Origin of the sequence: Methylobacterium sp. WL9 (assembly GCF_008040035.1) — a bacterium.
In the GTDB taxonomy this organism is placed as follows: Bacteria; Pseudomonadota; Alphaproteobacteria; order Rhizobiales; family Beijerinckiaceae; genus Methylobacterium; species Methylobacterium thuringiense.
Genome location: NZ_VRVE01000014.1, coordinates 1 through 22,416, shown reverse-complemented (window position 1 = coordinate 22,416; position 22,416 = coordinate 1). Strand labels below are relative to the sequence as shown.

The window sequence follows — 22,416 nt, the reverse complement described above, 5'->3', positions numbered from 1 at the left end:
CTGCGGAAGCGTGCGAGCGGGATGGAGTGTCGATGACCGAGGCGACGGCAAAAGAACTCGGTTCGGCCGACATCCAGAAGGTGATGCAGTACCTGCCTCACCGATACCCGTTCCTGATGATCGACAAGATCATCGAGATCGACGGCGACGACAGCTGCATCGGCATCAAGAACGTCACCGTCAACGAGCCGCAATTCACCGGACACTTCCCGGGCCAGCCGATCTTCCCCGGCGTCCTGCTAATCGAGGCCATGGCACAGACGGCCGGTGCCATCTGCTGCCGGCACATCGCCAAGACGGACGACGTGAAGTCGAAGCAGGTCTTCTTCATGACCATCGACAAGTGCAAGTTCCGCAAGCCCGTCGTCCCTGGCGATCAGGTGAGGTTCCACATGAAGAAGATCACCCGGAAGCGGACGATGTGGTGGTTCCGCGGGGAGGCCCGCGTCGACGGCTTCCTGGTCGCGCAGGCCGAGATCGGCGCCATGCTGGTGGCGGAATGAGCGCCGCCGCCACGATCCACCCGAGTTCCGTCGTCGAGGACGGCGCGCAGATCGGCGACGGGGTGACGATCGGCCCGTTCTGCCATGTCGGCCCGCAAGTGGTGCTTGGTGAGGGCTGCGAGCTCCTCAGCCACGTCGTGGTTGCCGGTCACACCACGATCGGCTCGCGCACCAAGATCTATCCCTTCGCCTCGCTCGGCCATGCGCCGCAGGACCTGAAGTATCGCGGCGAGGCCTCGACCCTGTCGATCGGTGCCGATTGCATGATCCGCGAGGGCGTCACCATGAATCCCGGCACGGCCGGCGGCGGCATGGAGACGACGGTGGGCAATGCCTGCGCCTTCCTCGCCAACAGCCATGTCGGCCACGATTGCCGGGTCGGCGACAACGTCATCTTTTCCAACAACGTCATGCTCGCCGGCCATTGCACGGTGGGCAACTACGCCATCCTCGGCGGCGGCGCCGGCGTGATCCAGTTCGCGCGGATCGGCAACCACGGCTTCGTCGGCGGCTGTGCGGCGCTGGAGAACGACTGCATTCCCTACGGCATGGTGCTCGGCAACCGGGCCTACCTATCCGGCCTCAACATCATCGGCCTGCAGCGCCGCGGCTTTTCGCGGGACGACATCCACGCGCTGCGCCGCGCCTACCGGCAGCTGTTCGCGCCGGAAGGGACGCTGATGGAGAGGGTCGAGGACGCGGCTGCCGAGTTCGACTCGCATCCCGCCGTCCAGGAGATTCTCGCCTTCATCCGTGAGGGCAGCAAGCGCTCGATCTGTACGCCGCGCGGCACGGCGCAGGCGATCTGAAGGCCACGGCGATGAACGCGCGCGTAGAACCGGGTTCGCTCGCGCTGGTGGCCGGTGCCGGCCGCCTGCCGGAACTCGTTGCGGATTCGCTGGAGCGGTCCGGCCGGCCGTTTCGTGTCCTTGCCCTGCGCGGCTTCACCGAGCGGTCGATGCGGGCCCGGGCCTCGGCCACCATCGATCTTCTGGACATCCCCGGCCTCTTGCGGATCCTGAACGAATGGATGCCGTCCGGCGTCTTGCCGGCCGGGGGCGTCTCACGGCCGAGCCCCGCCGCCCTCCTCAACGCGTCGCATGCTCTTCGCAACCGCGATCTCCTTCGGCAGATCACGGGCGGTGACGACCGGTTGCTGCGTGGCGTGATCGGCCTGCTGGAAGCAGACGGACATCGCGTCGTCGGCGTCAACGAGGTCGCGCCGGATCTGCTCGGCAGGGAAGGGCAACTGGGGCAATACGCGCCCGATGCGGCGGCGCAGGTCTCGATCGGTACCGGTGAGCGGATGCTGAACGCGCTCGCACCGTACGACGTCGGACAGGCGGCGGTGGTGGTGGCCCAGCGCGTCATCGCCGTCGAAGGCCCCGAGGGCACCGATCGCATGCTGAAGCGGGCGCGCGCCATCGGCCGTAAGCCGTTCGGGCGTGGTTCGGCTCCCGATGGCACCGTGCTCGTCAAGCTGCCGAAGCGGGGCCAGGACCTGCGCATCGACCTGCCGGCGATCGGTCCGCGTACCGTCCGCAACGCCGCCGATGCCGGCTGCGCCGGGCTCGCCATCGGCGCCGGTCACACCCTGGTCATCGACGAGGCGAAGACCGTCGCCGAGGCCGACCGCCTCGGCCTGTTTCTCGTCGGGCTCGACGTGGCGCCCTGATGCACCGGAAAATCTGGCTCGTTGCGGGCGAGGATTCGGGCGATCAGCTCGGTGCCAAGCTGATGCGGGCGCTACGCGACCTGTCGCCGGACACGCTCACTCTTCAGGGCGTCGGCGGCGAGGCGATGATCGCCGAGGGGCTGACCTCGCTCTTTTCGATCGATGACGTGGCGGTGATGGGCTACCTGCCCGTGCTCTATCGTCTGCGCTCGCTGTTGCGCCGCATCCGCGAGACGGTGGACGCGGTGGTCGCGAGCCGGCCCGACGTGCTCGTCATCATCGACAGCCCGGGCTTCACCCACGCCGTCGCGACACGTGTCCGCAAGCGCCTGCCGGACCTGCCGATCGTCGACTACGTCTCGCCGAGCGTCTGGGCCTGGCGGCCTTGGCGGGCCAAGGGCATGCGCCCCTTCATCGACCACGTGCTGGCGCTGCTGCCGTTCGAGCCGGCAGCGCACGAGCGTCTCGGCGGCCCGGCCTGCACCTATGTCGGCCATCCCCTAATCGAACGGCTCGATGCGCTCCGCCCGAATCTCGAGGAGCAGCGTGCCCGCGCTGCCGATCCACCGTTGATCATCGTCCTGCCGGGTTCCCGCCGCTCCGAGATCGAGCGGCTGATGCCGGTGTTCGGGCAGGCCCTCGCGCGCGTCGCTGCGCGAATCGGACGGATCGACGTGGCGCTGCCGGCGGTGACCCGCCATCGCGCCCTGATCGAACGCCTCGTGCTGGCCTGGGACGTGCCGGTGCGAATCGTTCACGGTGAGGCGGCCAAGCACGCGGCGTTCCGGCGCGCGCGCGCCGCGCTCGCCGCCTCGGGCACGGTAACGCTCGAACTGGCGCTCGCTGGCGTGCCAATGGTCGTCGGCTACAAGGTCTCGCGGGCCGAGGAGGTGATCGCCCGCCGGCTGATCCAGGTGCCGACCATCGTGCTGCCGAACCTCATTCTCGCCGAAAATGCCATGCCGGAGTTCGTTCAGGCCGAGTGTACGCCGCAGCGCCTCGCGGACACGCTGTCGCCATTGGTGACGGGCGGGGCGGAGCGCGTGAAGCAACTCGATGCCCTGGCCCGAATCGACGACCGCATGAGCCTTCCCGGAGGAGACGAGCCGAGCCGCGCCGCCGCGCGTATCGTGCTCGGTGCGCGCCGCGCCGTTTGATGCCGCCGGACGCGAACCCCGGCACCCGGTCTTCACGTTTCGATCATCATGCCGCGAAGGGTCGTCCCGATCCTTCGGCCCGTGTGCGCCAACGCAAGTTCAGCCCGTATGGCCAAGCCTATACCGCGGCGCTTGGAACGAGCGAAACAGGGCCATGCGGTACAAGGTTTGTCTGGTGTTGACGCTGGTGGCGTTCGTAATGGTCGGGCGCGCGCCCGGCATCCGTGAGCTGCGTAATCCGGACGCGGAGCATGGCGCAGGTGCCCGCACCGTGATCGCGCTCAAACGCAGCATGGTTTGAGGCGAACCTTCCCCTCGGCTTTTGTCGCAGACGGCCCTAAGCCTCTGGCCCATGCAATGGACCGACGACGGTCTCGTGCTCGGCCTGCGCAAGCACGGCGAGACGGGCGTCATCCTCGAACTGATGACGGCGGGGCACGGGCGCCATCTCGGCCTCGTGCATGGCGGACGCTCGCGCCGCAAGCAGCCGATGCTTCAGCCCGGCAACACGCTCCACGCCACGTGGCGGGCGCGGCTCGACGAGTCTCTCGGTGCCTACACCGTCGAGCCGACGCGCCTGGTCGCCTCGCGACTGATGGGGTCGGCGCTCGCGCTCTACGGCATCGGCCATCTGGCGGCGCTGCTGCGGCTCCTGCCCGAGCGCGACCCGCATGTCGGGCTCTACGATGCGGCGCAGGTGCTTGTGGAGCATCTCGGCGACCATGGCATCGCGCCGGCGCTGATGGTCCGATTCGAACTCGCGCTACTGGCCGAACTCGGCTTCGGCCTCGACCTCAGCGCCTGCGCGGCGTCGGGCGGCAACGACCAACTCGTCTACGTGTCGCCGAAGAGCGGGCGGGCCGTCAGCGCCTCGGCCGGCGAGCCCTATCGCGACCGGCTTCTGAAGCTGCCGGCTTTCCTGCGCGACCGCTCTGGCGTACCGGACGAGCGGGACGTCGCGGACGGGTTCGGCTTGACCGGCTACTTCCTGAACCAGCACATCTGGGAACCGCGCGGGTTGCAGTCCCCGGAGGAGCGTGCGCGATTCATTGCCGCCGGCACTGAGCCAACGGCCTGATGTTCGTGTTATGTTCCAAACGAAGCGTCGATTGGGGTTAAGTGATGGGCGAGGCTTTCGAGCCGCCGAGCGATGACGGCATCCAGAGCGTCGAGCTGAAATCGGCGCTGGAGGACCGCTACTACGCCTATGCGCTCTCCACGATCATGCACCGGGCGCTGCCCGATGCCCGCGACGGGCTGAAGCCGGTCCACCGCCGCATCCTCTACGGCATGCGGCTGCTCAGACTCGATCCGAACACCGCGTTCAAGAAATGCGCAAAGATCGTCGGCGACGTGATGGGCGATTTCCATCCGCACGGCGACCAGGCGATCTACGATGCACTGGTGCGGCTGAGCCAGGACTTCGCCCAGCGCTATCCGCTGGTCGACGGGCAGGGCAATTTCGGAAACATCGATGGCGATGGGCCGGCCGCCTACCGTTACACCGAAGCCCGGCTGACCGAGGTCGCCCGCCTGCTCCTCGACGGGATCGACGAGGACACCGTCGATTTTCGCCCCTCCTACAACGGCGAGAAGGACGAGCCGGTCGTCCTTCCGGCGGCCTTCCCGAACCTCCTGGCCAACGGTAGCCAAGGCATCGCCGTCGGCATGGCGACGTCGATCCCGCCGCACAATGCGGCCGAACTCTGCGACGCCGCGCTCTATCTGATCCAGAACCGTGAGGCCTCCTCTGAGCAGCTCTGCACCTTCGTGCAGGGGCCGGATTTCCCCACCGGCGGCATCCTGATCGACAGCGCGGAATCGATCCGCGAGGCCTACCGCACCGGCCGCGGCGGATTCCGTGTCCGCGCGCGCTGGGCGAAGGAGGACCTCGGCCGCGGCACCTGGAACATCGTCGTCACCGAGATCCCCTACGGCATCCCGAAGTCGCGGCTCATCGAGAAGATGGCCGAGCTTCTTCAGGAGAAGAAGCTGCCGCTGCTCGCCGACGTCCGCGATGAGTCTGCGGAGGACGTCCGCGTCGTGCTGGAGCCGCGCTCGCGCAGCGTCGACCCGGTCCTGCTGATGGAATCGCTATTTCGGATCACCGAGCTCGAAGCGCGCATTCCGCTGAACCTCAACGTCCTCGTCGGCGGCCTCGTGCCCCGCGTGATCGGGCTGGCCGAATGCCTGCGCGAATGGGTCGACCACCGCCGCGTCGTGCTGCAGCGGCGCTCGCGCCACCGCCTCGCGCAGATCGAGCGGCGCCTCGAGATCCTCGGTGGCCTGCTCATCGTCTATCTCGACCTCGACGAGGTCATCCGCATCATCCGCGAGGAGGACGAGCCGCGGCCGGCGCTGCAGAAGCGCTTCGAACTCACCGAACTCCAGGCCAACGCCATCCTCGACACGCGGCTGCGCTCGTTGCGCAAGCTCGAAGAGATGGAGCTGAAACGCGAATTCGAGGGCCTGACCAAGGAGAAGGAGGGAATCGAGGAACTGCTCGGCTCCGAGAAGCTCCAGTGGAGCGACATCACCAAGCAGATCCGTGCGGTGAAGAAGGCGTTCGGGCCGGAGACCAAGCTCGGCAAGAGGCGCACGACGCTCGAGAATCCGCCGGACACTGCCGGCATCGACTTCAACCAAGTGATGGTCGAGCGCGAGCCGGTGACGGTGATCGTCTCGCAGAAGGGTTGGATCCGGGCGCTCAAGGGCCACGTCGCCGACCTGTCGAGCGTCGCGTTCAAGGGCGACGACAGCCTCAAGGTCTCGTTCCAGGCCGAGACGACGTCGAAAGTCCTCGTGCTCACGTCGAACGGCAAGGTTTTCACCCTGGAGGCCTCGAAGCTGCCGGGCGGTCGCGGCTTCGGCGATCCGATCCGGCTGATGGTCGACCTCGACGACGGCACCGAGATCGTCGCGGCCTTGCCCTACAAGCCCGAGAGCCGGCTGCTCATCGCCGGCAGCGACGGCCGCGGCTTCGTCGCGCCGGCCGATGCGCTCATCGCCAATACCCGCAAGGGCAAGGGTATTTTGGGCCTCGACGACGACGCCAAGGCTGCCTTCCTGGTGCAGGCTGAGGGCGATCACGTCGCGGTCTGCAACACCGAGAGGCTGATGCTGGTGTTCCCGATCAGTGAACTCGCCGAATTCGTCCGCGGCAAGGGCGTCCGCATGCAACGTTGCCGCCAGAGCGTCCTCAGCGACGGCTGCGTCTTCTCGCTCAGCGAGGGTCTGCCATGGCGCGATGCCACCGGTGCGACACGGCTCGCCAACGCCCAGGTGCTGGAGAAGTGGCTCGGCCACCGTGCCGAGGTCGGCACGCTGATGACGCGAAGCTTTCCGCGGTTCGAGCGGTTCGGGAAGTAGGAGGGGGCTGCCCAATCCGGCAGCCCGAATACCCCCACCGCAGCGAGCAGACGCGCGTCACCGACCGGCGCCGTGAGGCCCGGTGCGGTCGAGACGTGAAGGGCGACGAGGAAAGCCGCGAGCCGGCCGGCGAAGCGTGTCGCGAAGGCGCCCTCCCATCGCGGTTCTTGGCTCGGCCCCGGATGGATCCGGGGGAGGCCGCCGCGTGGGCGCGATCATCAGCGGTGTCCGCCGTTCGTCAATTCTAACTTTCGGCCATGAGGGCCGAAACGAAGGGCGTCGATCAGCGGCGGCGGAACTGCTGGCCGCGCTGGGGCGGACGCGGACCGGAGGCGCGCTCGTCCTTGTGACGGAACACGAGGCGACCCTTCTCAAGATCGTAGGGTGACATCTCGACGGTGACGCGGTCGCCGGCCAAGGTCTTGATGCGGTTCTTCTTCATCTTGCCCGCCGTGTAGGCCACGATCTCGTGTCCCTGGTCGAGCTGTACGCGGTACCGCGCGTCCGGGAGGATCTCGATCACGAGACCGTCGAACTGCATCAATTCTTCTTTCGCCATGCACCCTGTCTCCGGCCGGAACGCCATCACGGGGCGCGTCGGCTACCTCAAGTCGATCATTGCCAAGCAAAACGCTGTACCGTGCGGGTCCGATCCGTGGAGGCGCAACCGGGTCGAGCGTGCTGCTGATCTAATATTCGCGCATCCCGTGCGCAACCATGCACAGGGGATGCGCAGCGACTTATCGACCGGGAAGCCGTGAAACCGCGCCGCCGATGCGCATCGGGCCGGCGTCTCAGGGCGAAACCGCGTTGCCGGCATAGTCGATGCGGCCGTCCGGCGTCCTGCGCCAGACGACGAGACCATAGGGCGGCTTCGCGAGATCACCCTTGGCGTCGAAGGCAACCTCGCCGATCAGCGTGCGCAGAGGCTTGCCGGAATGGAGGCTGTCGGCGACGCGGCGCGCCTCCGTCGATTTCGCCGCTTCGATGCCGCCCTTCAGCACCTCGACGGCCGCGTAGGTGCGCGCCGCGAACATCTCGGCCTCCGGCGAGCGAAGTGGGGTGGCCTTGCGGTCCTTGCTCTCGGGGAGCTTTCGCGGCTCCGGCGCCAGCGTCATCACGGTGCCCTCGGCGCCGGAACCGGCCAGCTTCTCGAAATCCTTGTCGAGGATGCCGTCGCTGCCGACGAAACGGCCGTTGAAGCCCGCATCCCTCAAAGCCCGCACGAGAAACGCCGCCTCGGTGGAGGCGCCGCCAAAATAGACCGCGTCGACCTTCGCCCCCTTCATCCGTGCGACGAGCCCCGAGAACTCCCTGTCGCCCCGGGAGATGCCCTCGAACAGCGCCTCGCGGCCCCCGCGCGTCTTCAGCACGCGGGCGACCTCGTCGGCGAGGCCGCGACCGAAGCTCGACTTGTCATTGATGATGGCGACGGGCTTGCCGGGATAGCGCTCCGCCAGCCAGTCTCCGGCGACCTGCCCCTGCTGTGCGTCGCTGCCGCAGAGGCGAAACAGGTTCCAGGCGCCGCGCGCGGTGAGCGGTGCCCAGGTCGCACCCGGCGTGACCGCGATGATGCCGGCCTCCTCGTAGATCGGCAGCGCAACTGCGCTGACCCCGGAGTTCAAGTGGCCGATGACGAGCATCACGCCGTCCGCGGCGAACGTCTTCGCGACCACCGCGCCCTGCTTCGGATCGCCGGCGTCGTCCTGGACGACCAGTTGCAGTTTCTGCCCGTTGACGCCGCCGCCCCGGTTGATGTCGGCGATGGCCTGCTCGGCTCCTGCCTGCATGCCCTGGCCGAAGCCGGCATCCGGCCCGGTCAGCGGCGCCGCAAGACCGATCCTCAGGGGTGGGGGTGCTGCCTGCGCGATGCCCATCGACAGCAGAAGGGCCAGGGACGCGAGCGCAAGAGGCCGTCTCATGATCCGCCCTGCCTCCCAGCCCGCGCCGTCTGTCTTGGCGCGCTGTTTGTTCTGGCGCGCCGTTTGTCTTGCCATCGTGATAGCGCCTGCCCGCCGAGGCCGGAAGCATCGTTCGATACCGCATTGCGAAACGGCGACGGCCGCCTACCTCATCGAGAGGCGTCGCTTCATCGCGGACCGGCGCCCGACGGAGAGAATCCCACAACGATGCTCGCGACCGACCAGACCATTCTGCGCGAGGCCGAGACCTGGCGGCGTGCCGGGCGCGGCGTCGCCCTCGCCACGGTGATCGAGACCTGGGGCTCGGCTCCACGCCCGGTCGGCAGCCACCTCGTGATCGAGAGCGACGGCAACTTTCTGGGCTCGGTCTCGGGTGGTTGCGTCGAGGGCGACGTCATCGCCGAGAGCCTCGACGTAATCGCGGACGGCCGTGCCCGCGTCCTCGAATTCGGCGTCGCCGACGAGACGGCCTGGCGGGCCGGGCTTTCCTGTGGCGGACGCATCCGCGTCTTCGTCGAGCGGATCGACTGAGTTTTTCGCGATGAAGCTCGATAGTCTCGCCGCCCTCAATGCCGAACGCGAGGCCCGCCGGCCGGCGATCCTCGTGACCGACACCGCCGACGGCAGCCAGCGCCTCGTGCGCGAGGCGGAGTTCGCCACGGATCCGCTGGCCGAGACGTTTCGCGAGCGTCTGCTGAGCGGCAAGAGCGGCCTCGTCGAGGTCGAGGGTCGTTCGCTGTTTCTCACCGTACAGGTCCCGCCGGTACGCCTGCTGGTGATCGGCGCGGTCCACATTTCCCAAGCACTCTGTCCAATGGCGGCGGCGCTCGAACTCGACGTGACGGTGATCGACCCGCGCACCGCCTTCGCCACGCCGGAGCGGTTCCCGGACGTCACCTTGCTGGCGGAATGGCCGGACGACGCCTTCGCGCAGATCGGCACGCTCGACCGCTACACGGCGCTGGCGGCGCTGACCCACGACCCCAAGATCGACGACCCGTCGCTGATCGCGGCGCTGAAGGCGGATTGCTTCTATGTGGGGGCGCTGGGCTCGCGGAAGTCGCACGCAAGGCGGCTCGAGCGCCTGGGCGACGCAGGCCTCAGCCCCGAGGCGACTGCGCGGATCCACGGCCCGATCGGCCTCGACATCGGTGCCATCACGCCGGCCGAGATCGCCGTCTCGATCCTCGCCGAGGTGGTGGCGACGCTCCGCCGCGACCGCATCAAGGGCCGCACCGCCGGCAAGCCGGCCGACTGCATGCGCCACGACATCGATGCCTGACCCGCGCGTCGGCGCGGTGATCCTCGCGGCCGGGCGTGGTACGCGGTTCGGCCCGGAGCCGAAGCTGCTCGCGCTGCTCGACGGCGAGCCCTTGGTCCGACACGTGGCGAAGGCGGCCCTGGCGTCCTCGGCCCACCCGATCGTCGTCGTGCTGGGCGCGCATTCCAGTGCGGTCGGCGCAGCGCTCGAAGGGCTCGACCTGCGGTTTGTCGAGAACCCGCACCATGCGGAGGGGCTTTCGACTTCGCTTCGTGCCGGCCTCGCTGCGATGCCGGACGCGGTCGAGGCGGCCTTGATCCTGCTCGCCGACATGCCGCGGATCACGGCGGATCATCTCGATGGGCTCATCGCAGCCTATCGTGACGTCCGGCAACGTCCGAGCGCCGTCGTTCCCGTCAGCGACGGTCGACGCGGAAATCCGGTCCTGCTTGACCTCGGGAAGCTCGCGGAAGCGCTTAGGAACCTCTCCGGTGATCGCGGTGCCGGTCCATTGCTGGCCGGTCGCGACGACGTGATCGAGGTGGCAATGGACGAGGCCGTCGCTTTCGACGTCGATACGCCTGCGGCTCTCGCGGGAAGATAAACCGTTCTGCCGTCATTGCGAGCGCAGCGAAGAAATCCAGCGCCACACCCGCGACGTTGGAGCGTTGGCCCTGGATTGCTTCGCTGCGCTCGCAACGACGGGGCTGTTGTCTGAACGATCGTCGTAGCTCAGCCTCTTGCGCGTTTCGCATCCGACCGGCAGCGATCCGAACAATAGCGAACTTCGTCCCAGACCCGCTCCCACTTCTTTCGCCACGCGAAAGGTCGCCCGCATTGGGCGCAGATCTTCTGGGGCAGGTCGGCCTTGCTTCGCATCCGGGCCATGGTTCAGCGCCCGACCTTGCCGGCCTCTGACAGGGGGATCGGGCTCCAGCGGTCGAGCTGCACGTAGCCGTCGCGGGCGGCGATGACCGTGTGGCGGCGGTAGCGGTGGACGATCGCGCCGGGCGTATGGCGGTGCGGTTCGGTCCAGCCCTCCGCCGAAGCGACGTAGACGCGGGCGTCGCCGAGCCGGGCGATGGCCTCGATCGCGCCGAAGGCCCGGATGCGGCGGAGCACGTCCGCGACGTCCTGGCGGAAGTCGAGGGTGCGGTCGGCATCCGTCACCCGCGGCCAGTAGGAGCCGTCGCCCTGCGGCTCGGGGCTGCGCCAGCGGCCGGCGATGTCCTTCGCGATCGGCCCCGAGGCTAGCCGCTGGGCGGCCATGCGGCACTTGCTCAACAAGGTCTCGTGCGTTTCGCGGGGATCGACGGAAAAGATGTCCTGGGCGAGGATGTCGCCGGTGTCGAACCCGTCCTCGGCCAGCACGTGGGCGGTGACGCCCCAGCTCTCGTAGGAATCGTAGATGGCCTTGAAGAGCGGATAAGGCCCGCGTCCCGTCGGCAGGGGCGAGGGGTGGAAGTTGATGGCGTGGCGCAGGCGGCCCTGCCAGCCGGTCACCCGCCAGGGGTAGCCGGCCACCACCAGCGCCCAATCGCGGCCATGGGCCTGATGCAGCGCGATGATGTCCTCCGGCTTGAGCCGCGAGAGCTGGATCGGAATCCTTCGTGCGCGCGCCTGGGCCACCACGGTGTCGTTGAAGTCGTAGATGCCGTCGCAGGGCCGGGTGAACAGCTTGATCGGCTCCCAGCCGGCCTCGACCAGCCCGTCGAATACGCTCCCGAGGAAGTCGATACCGGCAAACGCGAACTTCATCCTGGTTCCTGTCGTGCCGGCTGCGACGTTACGCGCTGGGATATCCCGGGCGGGCAACTCCCCCGCGAAACGCTCCGCCATAGCTAGTCGGCAGGGACGCACGTTCGAGTCTCGCATGGAGCAGTAGCGATGGAACGGGTCGTCATCTACGGCGGAACCGGCGGTATCGGCCTCGCCACGGCCCGCATGCTTCGGACACGCGGCTACCCGCTCCATCTGGTGGCTCGTGATGCCGGACGACTCGAAGCAGCGGTCGCGGAACTTGGCGAGACCGGTTTCACCGCCGGCAATGTCACCGACCCGAACCTGTTCGCGCGCGTGGCCGAAGAGGCCGGCGATCGGCTCGGCGGTCTCGTCTACGCGGTGGGCACCATCAACCTTGCGCCGCTGCCGAAGGTCACGGCCGAAACGGCGATCGACGATTTCCGCATCAATGCGCTCGGGGCCTTTCTCGCGGTCCAGTCCGCGGCTCGGGCGCTCAAGGCCGGCGCGGGCGAAGCCGGCGCGGGCGTCGTGCTGTTCTCCACCGTTGCCGTCGCGCAGGGTTTCGCCCACCACGCCTCGGTGGCGATGGCCAAGGGTGCGGTCGAGGGGCTGGCCCTCTCCCTCGCAGCCGAACTCGCCCCTAAAATCCGCATCAACGTGGTCGCCCCGTCTCTGACGCGCACCCCGCTAGCCGAAGGCATCACCCGCAACGAGACGCTCGCCTCCGGCATCGCCGCGATGCACGCCCTGCAGCGCCTCGGAACGGCGGAGGACGTCGCGGCGCTGGCGAGCTTCCTCGTGAGCGCGGAGGCTGCCTACATGACCGGGCAGATCATCGGCGTCGACGGCGGCCGCTCGCAGCTTCGCACCAAGGGCTGAGCCGGGTGAAGACGCTGCGCTTCGTGCTGGGCGACCAACTGCATCGGCGCATCGCCTCGCTGACCGATCTCGATCCGGACACTGATGTCGTCCTCATGGTCGAGGTGCGGGAGGAGGCGACTTACGCTCGCCACCACCAGCAGAAGATCGTTTTCGTGTTTTCGGCCATGCGCCATTTTGCGGCCGAGCTCGAAGCCGAGGGGATTACGGTCGATTACGTGCGCCTTGACGACGGCGACAACACCGGCTCGTTCACCGGTGAACTGGAACGCGCGATCGGACGGCACAACTCCGAAAAAGTCGTCGTGACCGAGCCCGGCGAGTGGCGCGTCTGGGAGATGATGCAGAACTGGCGCGAGGATCTGTCGCCGTCCGTCGAGATCCGCGAGGACAACCGCTTCCTGTGCTCGCGCACCGCCTTCGAGGCCTGGGCCGGGGATCGCAAGGCGCTGCGGATGGAGACCTTCTACCGCGAGATGCGCCGCCGCACGGGCTGGCTGATGGACGGCAAAGAGCCCGAGGGTGGGCAGTGGAACTTCGATTCCGAGAACCGCAAGCGCCTGCCGAGGGATCTCGCGGCGCCCGATCGCACCGGCTTCCCGCCGGATGCGGTCACCCAGGAGTGTATGGCTCTGGTCGCCAGGGAATTCGGCGATCATTTCGGCACACTCGACGGTTTCAGGTGGCCGGTCACGCGCAAGGACGCGCTGGCGGCGCTGAAGCACTTCATCACCGCTTGCATGCCCACCTTCGGCGATTACCAGGATGCGATGCGCCAGGGTGCACCGTTTCTCTATCACGCGCTGATCTCGCCTCCGCTCAATGCGGGCCTGCTCACGGCCGAAGAGGTCTGCCGGGCAGCCGAGCGCGCGTTTCGCGATGGCAAGGCGCCGCTAAACGCCGTCGAAGGCTTCATTCGCCAGATCCTCGGCTGGCGGGAATACGTGCGCGGCCTCTACTGGACCCGGATGCCGGGCTACGCCGAGACCAACGCCCTCGGGGCCGGGCGCGACCTCCCCTGGTTCTACTGGTCGGCCGAGACGGAGATGAATTGCCTGCACCAGTGCATCTCGGAGACGCGCGACCACGCCTACGCCCACCACATCCAGCGCCTGATGGTGCTCGGCAACTTCGCGCTACTCGCCGGGATCGAACCGCGGCAGGTCGAGGAATGGTACCTGATCGTCTACGCCGACGCCTACGAATGGGTCGAGCTGCCCAACGTCCACGGCATGGTGCTGTGGGCCGATGGCGGCGTGATGGGCTCGAAGCCCTATGCGGCCTCCGGCGCCTATATCGACCGGATGTCGGATTATTGCGGCTCCTGCGCTTACGACGTGAAGGCGAAGACCGGCGAAAAGGCCTGTCCGTTCAATTACCTCTACTGGGATTTCCTGATCCGCAATGCCGATCGCCTCGACAAGAATCCGCGCATGGCGATGCCGTACCGGACGCTGGGCCGCATGAGCGAAGAGCGCCGCGCCGAGGTGACTGCGGATGCCGACCGGTTCCTGGCTTCGCTGCGGTCTGCTCCCGACAGTGCCGAAACGGTCAGAGCGGCACCCAACCCGCCACCGACAGGTAAGGGCCCATCCGCTCCGTCTCGCGCTCGTAAGAGTAGCCGCCCGACACGCGAAACTTGAAGTCGCCGAAGCCGAAATCAGTGGCGTGCAGGCCGAGGCTGAACCGTCCATAGCCGGTGCGGTCGGCGTAGGCGGCGGCTTCCGGTCCGAGATAGGCGCCGAGGACACGATAACCGGCAGAGACGCGGCCATAGGCATCCCAGCGTGCCGAGCCCATGACGAGCGTGACCGTGGTGAGCGTATTCTCGCTCGGCCGGGCCCAGACCTCGCCTTGGAGCCGTGCACCGAACCGCGTCTCGATGGCACCGAAGCTCCCGTTCCCCACCAGGGTTTCCACCGATCCCTCCGGCCCGGCGAAGAGGCCGAGCACGCCCCAATCGAAGAAGAACTGATAGCCGCCGAGCAGCGCTGCGAGACCCGTGATGCGTACCAGCGTCGGAAGTGTCCCGTTGACTGCAGCCGGTGCCTGCTCTCGCCGCGCACCCGCGCCGACGACGGCCAGCACCGCAAAACCCTCGCGGTCGACCCGATCGGGCGCAGCCTTGAAGCCACCGCTGGTGAAGAGTGAGGTCCCGGTATCCATGCTGCCGAACAGGACGGCGTTGACGGCCTCGTCCTTGGCAGCACTCGGCGCCGCAAAGGAAAACAGGCTCAGGCCGCCGAGTACGGCGACATAGCCTCGTCTTCCCCGCGTTCGACGGATAGGGTCGTTCCACACGTGCGCATCGCTCCCGGCAAGGACGATAATCGATCGCGATGTGAAAAACAGACTAGCACCCGTATAAAGCTGTGAATGTCAGTATTGATTGAAATTCAGCTGCATTAATGGCACATTCTGGCTTGAAGAAAACTTGAAATTGAGAATTTGTAAGTTTTTGCAACCTGGAGACCGCCCGCACAGGCGGACTCCTTGGCCAGGCTCGGTTCGACCCCGCTCGCTTGGCGGAATCGCCGGGGTAGGCTAGAGCCCCGCCGGAAACGCAAAGCTCAGGGCCGAGCCCTTTTGTCCTCCGGCGCACGAACTTCTGACGTCCTCACCGTGCTCGCGAGCCAGGAGGGGGAACGGCTCTCGGTCGGCGACATCGTTGCCGTGCTGCAGGACCGTGCCTTCGCGCTGCTCGTGGTTCTGCTCGGCCTACCCAATTGCCTGCCGATGCCGCCGCCGATCCCACTGGTCTGTGGGCTGCTGCTACTGCTCGTCGCAGTGCAGATCACGGCCGGCATGGCAGCCCCCTGGCTTCCGAAAAAAATCCTCAATGCCTCGATCGCGCGCGCGACCGTCGAGAAAGCGGTAACGCGGGCGGTGCCCCTGCTGCAGCGGCTGGAACGCTGGTCGCAGCCACGCATGAGCGTGTTCGATTCCGCGCTCGGCATGCGGGGCATGGGCGTGACGCTGCTGGCGTTGTCGCTGGCGCTGATCGTTGCGCCGCCGTTCTTCGGGCAGATCCCGCTCGGGCTCGCAATCTCGCTGATCGGCCTCGGGCTGGTGGAGCGGGACGGGATTGTGGTGCTGATCGGGCTGGTCTTCGGCGGGATCGGCGTCGGGATCTCGATCGGCTTCGTCTACACCTTGTTCGCCAGCATCATGAGCGCGCTCGCCTGGGCGTCGGGCTACATCCCCGGACTTGCACATCTGATGAACTGAGCGCGGAATTCCGCGATGCTTCTCAAGCGCTTGGGCGAAGAGCCGGCTGTTCTGATCAGGCTTCGAGATGCCGTCGGCGGACGAGGCGCTGCAGCAACCCGCCGCGCGGCCCGACCAGCATCGACAGGATATAGAGCGCGCCCGCCGCCAGCACGATCGCAGGTCCGGTCGGAAGCCGGATCTCGGCGTTGTATGAGACCGTGAGACCGATCGCGCTCGCGATCACCGAGACCAGCATCGACACCGGAATCAGCCCCGACAGGTCGCTCGCCCAGAAGCGGGCGGTGATCGCCGGGAGCAGCATCAAGCCGACCGCGAGCAGCGTGCCCAACGCCTGGAACCCGCCGACGAGGTTCATCACCACGAGGGCGAGGAAGGCGTAGTGGACCGGCCCTCCGGCGCGGCTGACGGTGCGGAGATAGAGCGGGTCGACGCACTCCATCACCAGGGGGCGATACAGCACGGCGAGGGCGAGAAGCGTCACTGTCGAGACGCCGCCCATCAGCCAGAGGGCTGGGTCGTCCAGCGCCAGCACGCTGCCGAACAGGATGTGCAGGAGGTCGACCTGCGAGCCCCTGAGCGACACCAGGAAGACCCCGCCGGCCAGCGCGATCAGGTAGAAGGCGGCGAGGCTCGCATCCTCCTTGAGCATGGTCGAGCGGGTCACGAATCCGGCCAGAAGCGCCACCGCGAGGCCGGCTACGAGGCCGCCCAAGGTCATGGCGGGCAGCGACAATCCGGCGACGAGGAAGCCGGCGGCGGCGCCCGGCAGGATGGCGTGGCTCATAGCTTCGCTCATCAGGCTCATGCGGCGCAGCATCAGGAAGACGCCGAGGGGCGGCGCCGAGAGCGACAGCGCGAGGCAGCCGACCAGGGCCCGGCGCATGAACCCGAATTCGTAGGGGCCGACGAGGCCACTGATCAGGGCGTCCATCACTCCGCGGCCTCGCGTTTCACGCCGTGATGCCCCGGATGATCATGGCCATGATGATCGCCATGGCCGGCATGGGCAGCGTGATCGTGGTGGCCATGATCGTCATGGTCGCGCCGGCAGATCGCTGCGGTCTCGTCCCAGGCTTCTGACAGGTGGCGCGCTCGCTCGAGGTTCGGCGGGGTCAGAACGACCGCCGTCGGACCCCAGGCGATCGGTTCGCGGGCAAGCAGCAGCGTCTTCGAGAAATGCGCGCGGACCTGCCCGAGATCGTGAAGTGCCGCGACGACGGTCCGACCCTGGCCGTGCCAGCCGCGGATCAGCGCGAGCAGGTCGCCGACGGTGCGGGCGTCGATCCCCGTGAATGGCTCGTCGAGCAGGATCACCGGCGCGTCCTGCACGATCAGCCGCGCGAACAGCGCCCGCTGGAACTGCCCGCCCGAGAGCGTCCCGATCGGCCGGTCCTCGAAGCCAGAGAGGCCAACCGCCGCAAGCGCGGCCTCGCATTCGGCGCGTCCCCGAAAAAGACTGCGCCAGGCGCCGAGCCGCCGCCACAGGCCCATGGCCACGAGATCGAGCACGGAGAGCGGGAAGTCGCGGTCGATCTCGGCGGCCTGCGGCAGGTAGGCGATGGCGCCGGCCGCGGCCCCGCGCTCGATCCGCCCTTCGAGTACCCGCACTTCGCCGACGAGCCCCTTCAGCAGCGTCGACTTGCCGGCTCCGTTCGGCCCCACCAGCGCGAGCAGGTCGCCGGGCGCGATGGTGCCGTCGAGATGGTGGATCGCCGGGTGCCGGTCGTAGCCGAGCGTCAGGCCGCGGATGCGGATGCCGCCGCTCATGCGCTCGCCCAGAGGATCGCGGCCCAGAGCACGGCCGAGAGCGCGAGCGCCGCGACGAGCCGCACGGCGATCCCGGCGCGGAACAGCGAGCCGGCCGCATCGCGAACGGTCTCGGAGGAAACGCTGTCGGGACGGCGGGTCATGGGCATCCCGGTCGAGGGCCGTCTCAAAGGGAATCGGTGGGAGCGGCGTCGTGGCGACCGGGGTCGTCGTTGCCGAAAAACGGCCGAGCGCCTACTCTCAGGGGCGGCTGATACACTGTAACAGTGCCGGCTTTCAATCGGCAGCCCGTTGGACCGGACGCGCGCGGGTGTCGGCCGGGACGCCGTTTCTTTCGATGGACCGGCATCCATTGCGTCGGACAGCGCTTTAGGGAGGCGAAGGATCGCCACGATGCACGACCACGCCGCCGAGCCATCCGGCGCCCCCTGCGGGCATGCCGACCACGAGAGCGTGCTCGACCGCGCCGAGCGGCTCTGCCGCGAGCGCGACCTCCAGTTCACGCGCCTGCGCCGCGATGTGCTCGGCGCCGTCGCGGGCCAGGCCAAGCCCATGGGCGCCTACGACATCGCCGAGCGTCTGAGCGGATCGGGCAAGCGCGTCGCTGCCGTCTCGGTCTACCGCGCCCTCGATTTCCTCACGGAGCACGGCCTCGTCCACCGCATCGCCAGCCGCAACGCCTTCGTCTCCTGCGGCCACGACCACGGCGAACGCGACGGCCTGCTCTTCCTGATCTGCCGCAGCTGCGGCGGCATCGACGAGATGACCTCTCCGGCCATCGAGAGCCAGCTCCACCACGCGGTGGCCGAAGCCGGCTTCACGCCGACGAGCCGGATCATCGAAGTCGAGGGGGAGTGCGGGGCGTGCCGGGAGCGGGGTGGGCCGCCGGGACATTGAGCGCTGCGATCGTTTTGCGGGCAGACGTTCTGTAGTCTCACTACTCTCAGTTTGTAGCAGTCGCTCGCGACCGAGTGGCGGAGATCTGGTTTTTGGATCCGGCCGCTGACAGCCGGTTACGAACCTGAGCAGGCCCTGGGAAGGTCTGCTTCCCGGCTACTTGGTGGGCGGCGACCTAAGATCGAATTGGGTGGGAACTTGCCCATCCGGTTTCGGACGGAACGCCCGTGAAGCGGATGCGGCGTAGATGCACAGATATGAGTGGTCGCTCGCTCAAATATCCACAAATGCTGCTCGCTCGCAAAAACTGAATGACGCGCTGTTAAAACGTGCGAACCATGAACGAAATCCGCTTAGGAGATGGATCATTATCGTGCTCTAACTCGTGATCTGTTGATCACAGGCGTCCGCAAGGCCGTCATTGACCGAGGATGAAACGATGAGACGTCCCTGGAACCGCACGCGGATCATGTTGGGCGTCACGGGCATGGCGGCTGCCATAATGGTGACGACTCTAGCCATCCCTCAGCAGTCCGTGTCATCCATCGAAACCAGCAAGATCGCACAGGAAGCCTTCATCTATGGCTTCCCTCTGGTCATGAATTACGCGGTGTTCTACGAATATTTCATCGACAAGACGGGAGCACAATACAAGGCCCCGCCGAACCAACTGTACAACACATCGCGGGTCTACACCCCCCAGGACACGGCAATCGTCACACCTAACAGCGACACGCCTTACTCCTTTGTTGCGATGGATCTGCGAAGCGAGCCCCTCGTCGTCTGCAATCCCGAAATCGAAGCGGCACGATACTTTTCCGTGCAACTCGTTGACATGTACACGTTCAACTACGGGTACATGGGGAGCCGGACCACCGGCAATCGCGCGGCCTGCAACATGGTCACCGGCCCCGCCTGGAAGGGTGAGAAGCCCGCTGGCATCGGCGCCGTGTTCTCCAGTGAGACCGACTTCTCCTTCGCCATTATCCGCACGCAGATGTTCGACCCAGCGGACATCGATAACGTGAAGGCGATCCAGGCCGGATACCGGGCGATGACCCTGTCCCGTTTCCTGAACGAGCCGACGCCCCCCGCCGCGCCGGCGATCGATTGGCCGAAGATCGACAAGGCCTCGGCCCATGCGGATCCCTTCGCCTATCTCAACTTCATCCTGACGCTCTGTCCACCGGTCGGCTCCGCCGCCGTAGAGATACCGATGCGCGAGCGCTTCGCGAGGATCGGCATCGGGGCGGGCAAGCCCTTCGAGGCGGCCAGCCTTCCACCGGAACGAAAGGCAGAGTTCGGACTGGGCATGAAGGACGGCTTGGAGACGATCAAGGCCAAGATCGGGAACCTCGGCGTCGAGGAGAACGGCTGGCGCGTTGCGACAAACGGCTTTGGTGACAGAGAGGCTTACGGAGGGGATTTTGCGCTTCGTGCCGCCGCCGCCGCCGCTGGCATCTACGGGAACGACGCCGTCGAGGCCCTCTATCCGCTACTGGCGACGGACAGCGACGGTAGGAAGCCCGACACCAGCACGAACCAGTACACGTTGACGTTTCAGGCTGGCGACCTGCCTCCTGTGAACGCGTTTTGGTCAGTGACCATGTACGACGGCAAGACACAGTTGCTCATCGAGAACTCGATCAACCGCTATCTTATCAACTCTCCGATGCTGCCGGGCATGACGAAAAATGCGGATGGGTCTCTGACGATCCACCTTCAGAAGAACTCGCCCGGCAAAGACCAAGAACCTAATTGGCTGCCTGCCCCGGATGGCCCCATCTACGTCGTCATGCGACTTTATTGGCCGAAGGATGCTGCGCTCAAGGGATCGTGGAAGCCACCGGCGATGGTCCGCAAAACCTGATATCCACGAACCGCCTGACGCTTTTCTGCATCAATGTAGCGCGACATCGCGTGATTCGGAGGTTGGCATCATCGCCGCATCGACCCGCACACGGACGTACACGTGGTGTCTGGCCCGACTCTTGATCGTCAGATCCGTTGCACGCCGAGTTCATGAAAAATACGCCGTCGCGACCAGGGCGTCCGCTAGAAGCGCGATCACTGCCGGTTTCCGACGGCAATGCGTCAGAAACGAAATTCACCAGCGGCGCCGCGGTGTGCAGAGCCGGATCACGATAGCCCTCCAGCCTGACGTGATAAGATCCTTGATCCGGGAGACGAGCGCCTCCATCGGGAAGGGCTTCGTCAGCACCTCCATGCCGGGCCCGAGGTGCCCGTGGCCGAGGATCGCGTTCTCGGCGTAGCCGGTGATGAACAGAACCTTGAGTCCGGGGCGGCCGACGCCGGCGGCTTCCGCCATCTGTCGTCCGTTCATGCCGCCCGGCAGTCCGACATCGGTCACCAGCAGGTCGATGCGCAGGTCCGATTGCATCACCTTCAGTCCCGCCACGCTGTCGGCCGCCTCGATGGCGGTGTAGCCGAGATCTTCCGGCACCTCGGTGACGCGCATGCGCACCGAGGGCTCGTCGTCGACGATCAGCACCGTCTCGCCCTGCTCGGCGCGGGCGACCTCCGTGAGCGTCAGCGCCACGTCGCCGCCGTCGGCCTCGCCGTGGTGGCGCGGCAGGTGCAGGCACACGGTCGTGCCGTTGCCGACCTCCGAGGTGACCCGCACCTATCCGCCAGCTTGCTGCGCGAAGCCGTGGATCATCCACAAACCCAGCCCCGTGCCTTGGCCGGTGGGTTTCGTCGTGAAGAAGGGCTCGAACACGCGGGCGACGACCTCCGGCGGCATGCCCGTGCCGGTGTCGCTCACGCAGAGGGAGAGATACTCGCCGTCTGGGGTGTCGTGTTGATCGCGGCGGCCCGATCCAACCGGGAGTTCGCGGTCTCGATCGTCTCCAACAGCGTCTGGAACCGCTCCTGGGTCGCCGGAGGCGCAGGCCGGCCTCATGCTGGTGGGTGCAATCGCGAACGAGCTTGACGAAGCCCTCGGGTGCTCCGTCCTCGCCGCGCAGGGACGTCATCTCGCCCGACGCCCAGAACTGGAATCCGGCCTTCCGGAGGTGCCAACGCTCGTCGTTCGCCCGCCCCTCCGCGAGAGCCGTACGCATCTCGTAGCCGGTCCGGTCGGCGGCCCGGTCCTCGGCGGTGCAGGCGTTCGATATGTTCGCCGAGGATCTCCTCGCGGCGCACGCCGAAGATCCGTTCCGCCGTGGCGTTCCAGTCCGTCACCACCCCGTCCAGGTCGGTGACGACCACGGCGACATCGATGGCGCCGTCACCGATATCCCGGAGGTGGTCGCGGGCGTGCATAGCCCCGTTTAGCGGTTTTCCTGGCGAGAGTGAGCAGCGCGGCGGTCACGCCGCCGCCCGCCGCGACCACGGCGCCGTGGAGAACGCGTCCGCCAGAAACGCGATCACCACTGTGACGCGGGCCGGGCGCGGCTCGCCCGGCGGGGTGACGAGGTGGAGGGCGATCGGGGGGAGGGACCAGTCCGGCAGCGCGCGTTCGAGCCGGCCGGCCTGCAGGTCGTCCCAGATCATGAAATCGGGCTGCACCGCGAGGCCGAGGCCGGCCCTCAGGGCAGGGGCCAGCGCCTCGGCGTTGTTGGCGCGCAGCGGCCCGGCCGGTGCGACCACGGCCTCGGTGCCGTCGGGGCTGGTGAAGTGCCAGCGGTCGGGCGTGGGCAGGTAGGCGTAGCCGAGGCAGCACTGGCCGGCGAGGTCGCGCGGATGCTCCGGGCGCCCGTGCCGGTCGAGATAGGCCGGCGTCGCCACGAGCGAGCGGCTCACCGCGCAGAGCCGCCGGGCGCGCAGCGAGGAATCGGCCAGCGCCGCGATGCGCAGGCCGATATCGAAGCCGCCGCCGACGAGGTCGACCAGGGCGTCGCTGAGATGCAGGTCGATCGCGATTTCGGGAAGCCGGGCGAGGAGGTCCGGCAGCAGCGGCGCCACGTGGAGCAGGCCGAAGGACATCGGGGCCGCGAGCCGCACCAGCCCGCGCGGCACCGCCGTCGAGGCGGTGGCCTCGGCCTCCGCG

At 67.4% G+C, this 22,416-nt stretch carries 25 protein-coding genes and 1 pseudogene; 16 read left to right on the top strand and 10 right to left on the bottom strand.

Annotated features, from left to right (window positions below; all coding sequences use genetic code 11):
* Positions 1-32 precede the first annotated feature (32 nt).
* From fabZ to parC, 7 genes are all read left to right on the top strand, one after another.
* Positions 33-503: a 3-hydroxyacyl-ACP dehydratase FabZ gene (gene fabZ, locus FV217_RS07450; protein WP_147816541.1), complete on the top strand. Its 471-nt coding sequence runs from the start codon at positions 33-35 to the stop codon at positions 501-503.
* Complete coding sequence (gene lpxA / locus FV217_RS07445) at positions 500-1,312, top strand: acyl-ACP--UDP-N-acetylglucosamine O-acyltransferase (RefSeq protein WP_147816539.1); 813 nt, start codon at positions 500-502, stop codon at positions 1,310-1,312. The genes fabZ and lpxA overlap by 4 nt, the downstream gene beginning before the upstream one ends.
* An 11-nt stretch (positions 1,313-1,323) precedes the next feature.
* Positions 1,324-2,178: a UDP-2,3-diacylglucosamine diphosphatase LpxI gene (gene lpxI, locus FV217_RS07440; RefSeq protein ID WP_147816537.1), complete on the top strand. Its 855-nt coding sequence runs from the start codon at positions 1,324-1,326 to the stop codon at positions 2,176-2,178.
* The gene (gene lpxB / locus FV217_RS07435; RefSeq protein WP_147816535.1) at positions 2,175-3,335 is read left to right on the top strand and encodes a lipid-A-disaccharide synthase; all 1,161 of its coding nucleotides are present in this window, start codon (positions 2,175-2,177) and stop codon (positions 3,333-3,335) included. The genes lpxI and lpxB overlap by 4 nt, the downstream gene beginning before the upstream one ends.
* 154 nt (positions 3,336-3,489) lie before the next feature.
* Positions 3,490-3,636, top strand: a complete 147-nt coding sequence (locus FV217_RS22765; RefSeq protein WP_187272467.1) for a hypothetical protein — start codon at positions 3,490-3,492, stop codon at positions 3,634-3,636.
* A gap of 51 nt (positions 3,637-3,687) precedes the next feature.
* Positions 3,688-4,413, top strand: a complete 726-nt coding sequence (recO, locus tag FV217_RS07430; protein ID WP_147816533.1) for a DNA repair protein RecO — start codon at positions 3,688-3,690, stop codon at positions 4,411-4,413.
* 44 nt (positions 4,414-4,457) lie between these two features.
* The gene (gene parC / locus FV217_RS07425; protein WP_147816531.1) at positions 4,458-6,704 is read left to right on the top strand and encodes a DNA topoisomerase IV subunit A; all 2,247 of its coding nucleotides are present in this window, start codon (positions 4,458-4,460) and stop codon (positions 6,702-6,704) included.
* A gap of 283 nt (positions 6,705-6,987) precedes the next feature.
* Here parC and infA read toward each other — a convergent pair whose 3' ends face one another.
* Positions 6,988-7,263: a translation initiation factor IF-1 gene (infA, locus tag FV217_RS07420; protein WP_147081632.1), complete on the bottom strand. Its 276-nt coding sequence runs from the start codon at positions 7,261-7,263 to the stop codon at positions 6,988-6,990.
* Positions 7,264-7,498: 235 nt separating this feature from the next.
* Positions 7,499-8,626 carry a branched-chain amino acid ABC transporter substrate-binding protein gene (locus FV217_RS07415; protein ID WP_147816529.1) on the bottom strand — a complete coding sequence of 376 codons (1,128 nt, stop codon included), beginning with the start codon at positions 8,624-8,626 and terminating at the stop codon, positions 7,499-7,501.
* Positions 8,627-8,833: 207 nt separating this feature from the next.
* Here FV217_RS07415 and FV217_RS07410 point away from each other — a divergent pair, with 207 nt between their 5' ends.
* From FV217_RS07410 to FV217_RS07400, 3 genes are read left to right on the top strand one after another with little or no spacing between them, the layout of a single operon-like run.
* A complete protein-coding gene (locus FV217_RS07410; protein WP_147816528.1) occupies positions 8,834-9,157 on the top strand; it encodes an XdhC family protein in 324 nt (107 codons plus the stop codon).
* A 10-nt stretch (positions 9,158-9,167) separates the two neighbouring features.
* Positions 9,168-9,908 (top strand): XdhC family protein, encoded by a 741-nt coding sequence (locus tag FV217_RS07405; RefSeq protein WP_147816526.1) that lies wholly within the window; start codon positions 9,168-9,170, stop codon positions 9,906-9,908.
* A complete protein-coding gene (locus FV217_RS07400; RefSeq protein ID WP_147816524.1) occupies positions 9,901-10,491 on the top strand; it encodes a nucleotidyltransferase family protein in 591 nt (196 codons plus the stop codon). Before FV217_RS07405 ends, FV217_RS07400 begins: the two co-directional genes overlap by 8 nt.
* Positions 10,492-10,619: 128 nt before the next feature.
* Here FV217_RS07400 and FV217_RS07395 read toward each other — a convergent pair whose 3' ends face one another.
* A complete protein-coding gene (locus FV217_RS07395) occupies positions 10,620-10,775 on the bottom strand; it encodes a DUF2256 domain-containing protein (RefSeq protein WP_187272466.1) in 156 nt (51 codons plus the stop codon).
* A gap of 3 nt (positions 10,776-10,778) precedes the next feature.
* Complete coding sequence (locus tag FV217_RS07390) at positions 10,779-11,645, bottom strand: formyltransferase family protein (protein WP_147816522.1); 867 nt, start codon at positions 11,643-11,645, stop codon at positions 10,779-10,781.
* A 129-nt stretch (positions 11,646-11,774) separates the two neighbouring features.
* Here FV217_RS07390 and FV217_RS07385 point away from each other — a divergent pair, with 129 nt between their 5' ends.
* Positions 11,775-12,509 carry an SDR family oxidoreductase gene (locus tag FV217_RS07385; RefSeq protein ID WP_147816520.1) on the top strand — a complete coding sequence of 245 codons (735 nt, stop codon included), beginning with the start codon at positions 11,775-11,777 and terminating at the stop codon, positions 12,507-12,509.
* Positions 12,510-12,514: 5 nt separating this feature from the next.
* A complete protein-coding gene (locus FV217_RS07380) occupies positions 12,515-14,152 on the top strand; it encodes a cryptochrome/photolyase family protein (RefSeq protein ID WP_147816518.1) in 1,638 nt (545 codons plus the stop codon).
* On the opposite strand, the gene bcsS is transcribed toward FV217_RS07380, so the two are convergent.
* A complete protein-coding gene (bcsS, locus tag FV217_RS07375; protein ID WP_238232388.1) occupies positions 14,061-14,810 on the bottom strand; it encodes a cellulose biosynthesis protein BcsS in 750 nt (249 codons plus the stop codon). The genes FV217_RS07380 and bcsS overlap by 92 nt on opposite strands.
* A gap of 321 nt (positions 14,811-15,131) precedes the next feature.
* Here bcsS and FV217_RS07370 point away from each other — a divergent pair, with 321 nt between their 5' ends.
* On the top strand, positions 15,132-15,737 hold the full coding sequence (locus tag FV217_RS07370) for an exopolysaccharide biosynthesis protein (RefSeq protein WP_147816516.1): 606 nt from the start codon (positions 15,132-15,134) through the stop codon (positions 15,735-15,737).
* Between the two features lie 55 nt (positions 15,738-15,792).
* On the opposite strand, the gene FV217_RS07365 is transcribed toward FV217_RS07370, so the two are convergent.
* The 3 genes from FV217_RS07365 to FV217_RS22760 are packed head-to-tail and all read right to left on the bottom strand — an operon-like array spanning position 15,793 to position 17,650.
* Positions 15,793-16,671 (bottom strand): metal ABC transporter permease, encoded by an 879-nt coding sequence (locus FV217_RS07365; RefSeq protein ID WP_187272465.1) that lies wholly within the window; start codon positions 16,669-16,671, stop codon positions 15,793-15,795.
* A complete protein-coding gene (locus FV217_RS07360) occupies positions 16,671-17,507 on the bottom strand; it encodes an ABC transporter ATP-binding protein (RefSeq protein ID WP_147816514.1) in 837 nt (278 codons plus the stop codon). The genes FV217_RS07365 and FV217_RS07360 overlap by 1 nt, the downstream gene beginning before the upstream one ends.
* Complete coding sequence (locus FV217_RS22760) at positions 17,504-17,650, bottom strand: hypothetical protein (protein ID WP_187272464.1); 147 nt, start codon at positions 17,648-17,650, stop codon at positions 17,504-17,506. The genes FV217_RS07360 and FV217_RS22760 overlap by 4 nt, the downstream gene beginning before the upstream one ends.
* Positions 17,651-17,900: 250 nt before the next feature.
* Here FV217_RS22760 and FV217_RS07355 point away from each other — a divergent pair, with 250 nt between their 5' ends.
* Entirely contained in the window at positions 17,901-18,404 is a 504-nt protein-coding gene (locus FV217_RS07355) for a Fur family transcriptional regulator (protein WP_147816512.1), read from the top strand.
* Positions 18,405-18,843: 439 nt separating this feature from the next.
* Positions 18,844-20,274, top strand: a complete 1,431-nt coding sequence (locus FV217_RS07350; RefSeq protein ID WP_187272463.1) for a DUF1254 domain-containing protein — start codon at positions 18,844-18,846, stop codon at positions 20,272-20,274.
* Between the two features lie 237 nt (positions 20,275-20,511).
* Here FV217_RS07350 and FV217_RS07345 read toward each other — a convergent pair.
* A pseudogene (locus tag FV217_RS07345) lies at positions 20,512-21,272 on the bottom strand (ATP-binding protein); the annotation flags it as partial.
* Positions 21,273-21,524: 252 nt separating this feature from the next.
* Between FV217_RS07345 and FV217_RS23345 the strand changes: the two are divergent.
* Positions 21,525-21,701: a hypothetical protein gene (locus tag FV217_RS23345; RefSeq protein WP_246682731.1), complete on the top strand. Its 177-nt coding sequence runs from the start codon at positions 21,525-21,527 to the stop codon at positions 21,699-21,701.
* 33 nt (positions 21,702-21,734) lie between these two features.
* Here FV217_RS23345 and FV217_RS07335 read toward each other — a convergent pair.
* A partial coding sequence (locus FV217_RS07335; protein WP_147816508.1) for a substrate binding domain-containing protein occupies positions 21,735-22,416 on the bottom strand: 682 nt, incomplete at its 5' end.

Bases quoted from the DNA above. Each gene is read 5' to 3' on its own strand.
- fabZ (WP_147816541.1), top strand. From the start codon at position 33: ATGACCGAGGCGACGGCAAAAGAACTCGGTTCGGCCGACATCCAGAAG.
- lpxA (WP_147816539.1), top strand. From the start codon at position 500: ATGAGCGCCGCCGCCACGATCCACCCGAGTTCCGTCGTCGAGGACGGC.
- lpxI (WP_147816537.1), top strand. From the start codon at position 1,324: ATGAACGCGCGCGTAGAACCGGGTTCGCTCGCGCTGGTGGCCGGTGCC.
- FV217_RS22765 (WP_187272467.1), top strand. From the start codon at position 3,490: ATGCGGTACAAGGTTTGTCTGGTGTTGACGCTGGTGGCGTTCGTAATG.
- recO (WP_147816533.1), top strand. From the start codon at position 3,688: ATGCAATGGACCGACGACGGTCTCGTGCTCGGCCTGCGCAAGCACGGC.
- parC (WP_147816531.1), top strand. From the start codon at position 4,458: ATGGGCGAGGCTTTCGAGCCGCCGAGCGATGACGGCATCCAGAGCGTC.
- infA (WP_147081632.1), bottom strand. From the start codon at position 7,263: ATGGCGAAAGAAGAATTGATGCAGTTCGACGGTCTCGTGATCGAGATC.
- FV217_RS07415 (WP_147816529.1), bottom strand. From the start codon at position 8,626: ATGAGACGGCCTCTTGCGCTCGCGTCCCTGGCCCTTCTGCTGTCGATG.
- FV217_RS07410 (WP_147816528.1), top strand. From the start codon at position 8,834: ATGCTCGCGACCGACCAGACCATTCTGCGCGAGGCCGAGACCTGGCGG.
- FV217_RS07405 (WP_147816526.1), top strand. From the start codon at position 9,168: ATGAAGCTCGATAGTCTCGCCGCCCTCAATGCCGAACGCGAGGCCCGC.
- FV217_RS07400 (WP_147816524.1), top strand. From the start codon at position 9,901: ATGCCTGACCCGCGCGTCGGCGCGGTGATCCTCGCGGCCGGGCGTGGT.
- FV217_RS07395 (WP_187272466.1), bottom strand. From the start codon at position 10,775: ATGGCCCGGATGCGAAGCAAGGCCGACCTGCCCCAGAAGATCTGCGCC.
- FV217_RS07390 (WP_147816522.1), bottom strand. From the start codon at position 11,645: ATGAAGTTCGCGTTTGCCGGTATCGACTTCCTCGGGAGCGTATTCGAC.
- FV217_RS07385 (WP_147816520.1), top strand. From the start codon at position 11,775: ATGGAACGGGTCGTCATCTACGGCGGAACCGGCGGTATCGGCCTCGCC.
- FV217_RS07365 (WP_187272465.1), bottom strand. From the start codon at position 16,671: ATGGACGCCCTGATCAGTGGCCTCGTCGGCCCCTACGAATTCGGGTTC.
- FV217_RS07360 (WP_147816514.1), bottom strand. From the start codon at position 17,507: ATGAGCGGCGGCATCCGCATCCGCGGCCTGACGCTCGGCTACGACCGG.
- FV217_RS22760 (WP_187272464.1), bottom strand. From the start codon at position 17,650: ATGACCCGCCGTCCCGACAGCGTTTCCTCCGAGACCGTTCGCGATGCG.
- FV217_RS07355 (WP_147816512.1), top strand. From the start codon at position 17,901: ATGCACGACCACGCCGCCGAGCCATCCGGCGCCCCCTGCGGGCATGCC.
- FV217_RS07350 (WP_187272463.1), top strand. From the start codon at position 18,844: ATGAGACGTCCCTGGAACCGCACGCGGATCATGTTGGGCGTCACGGGC.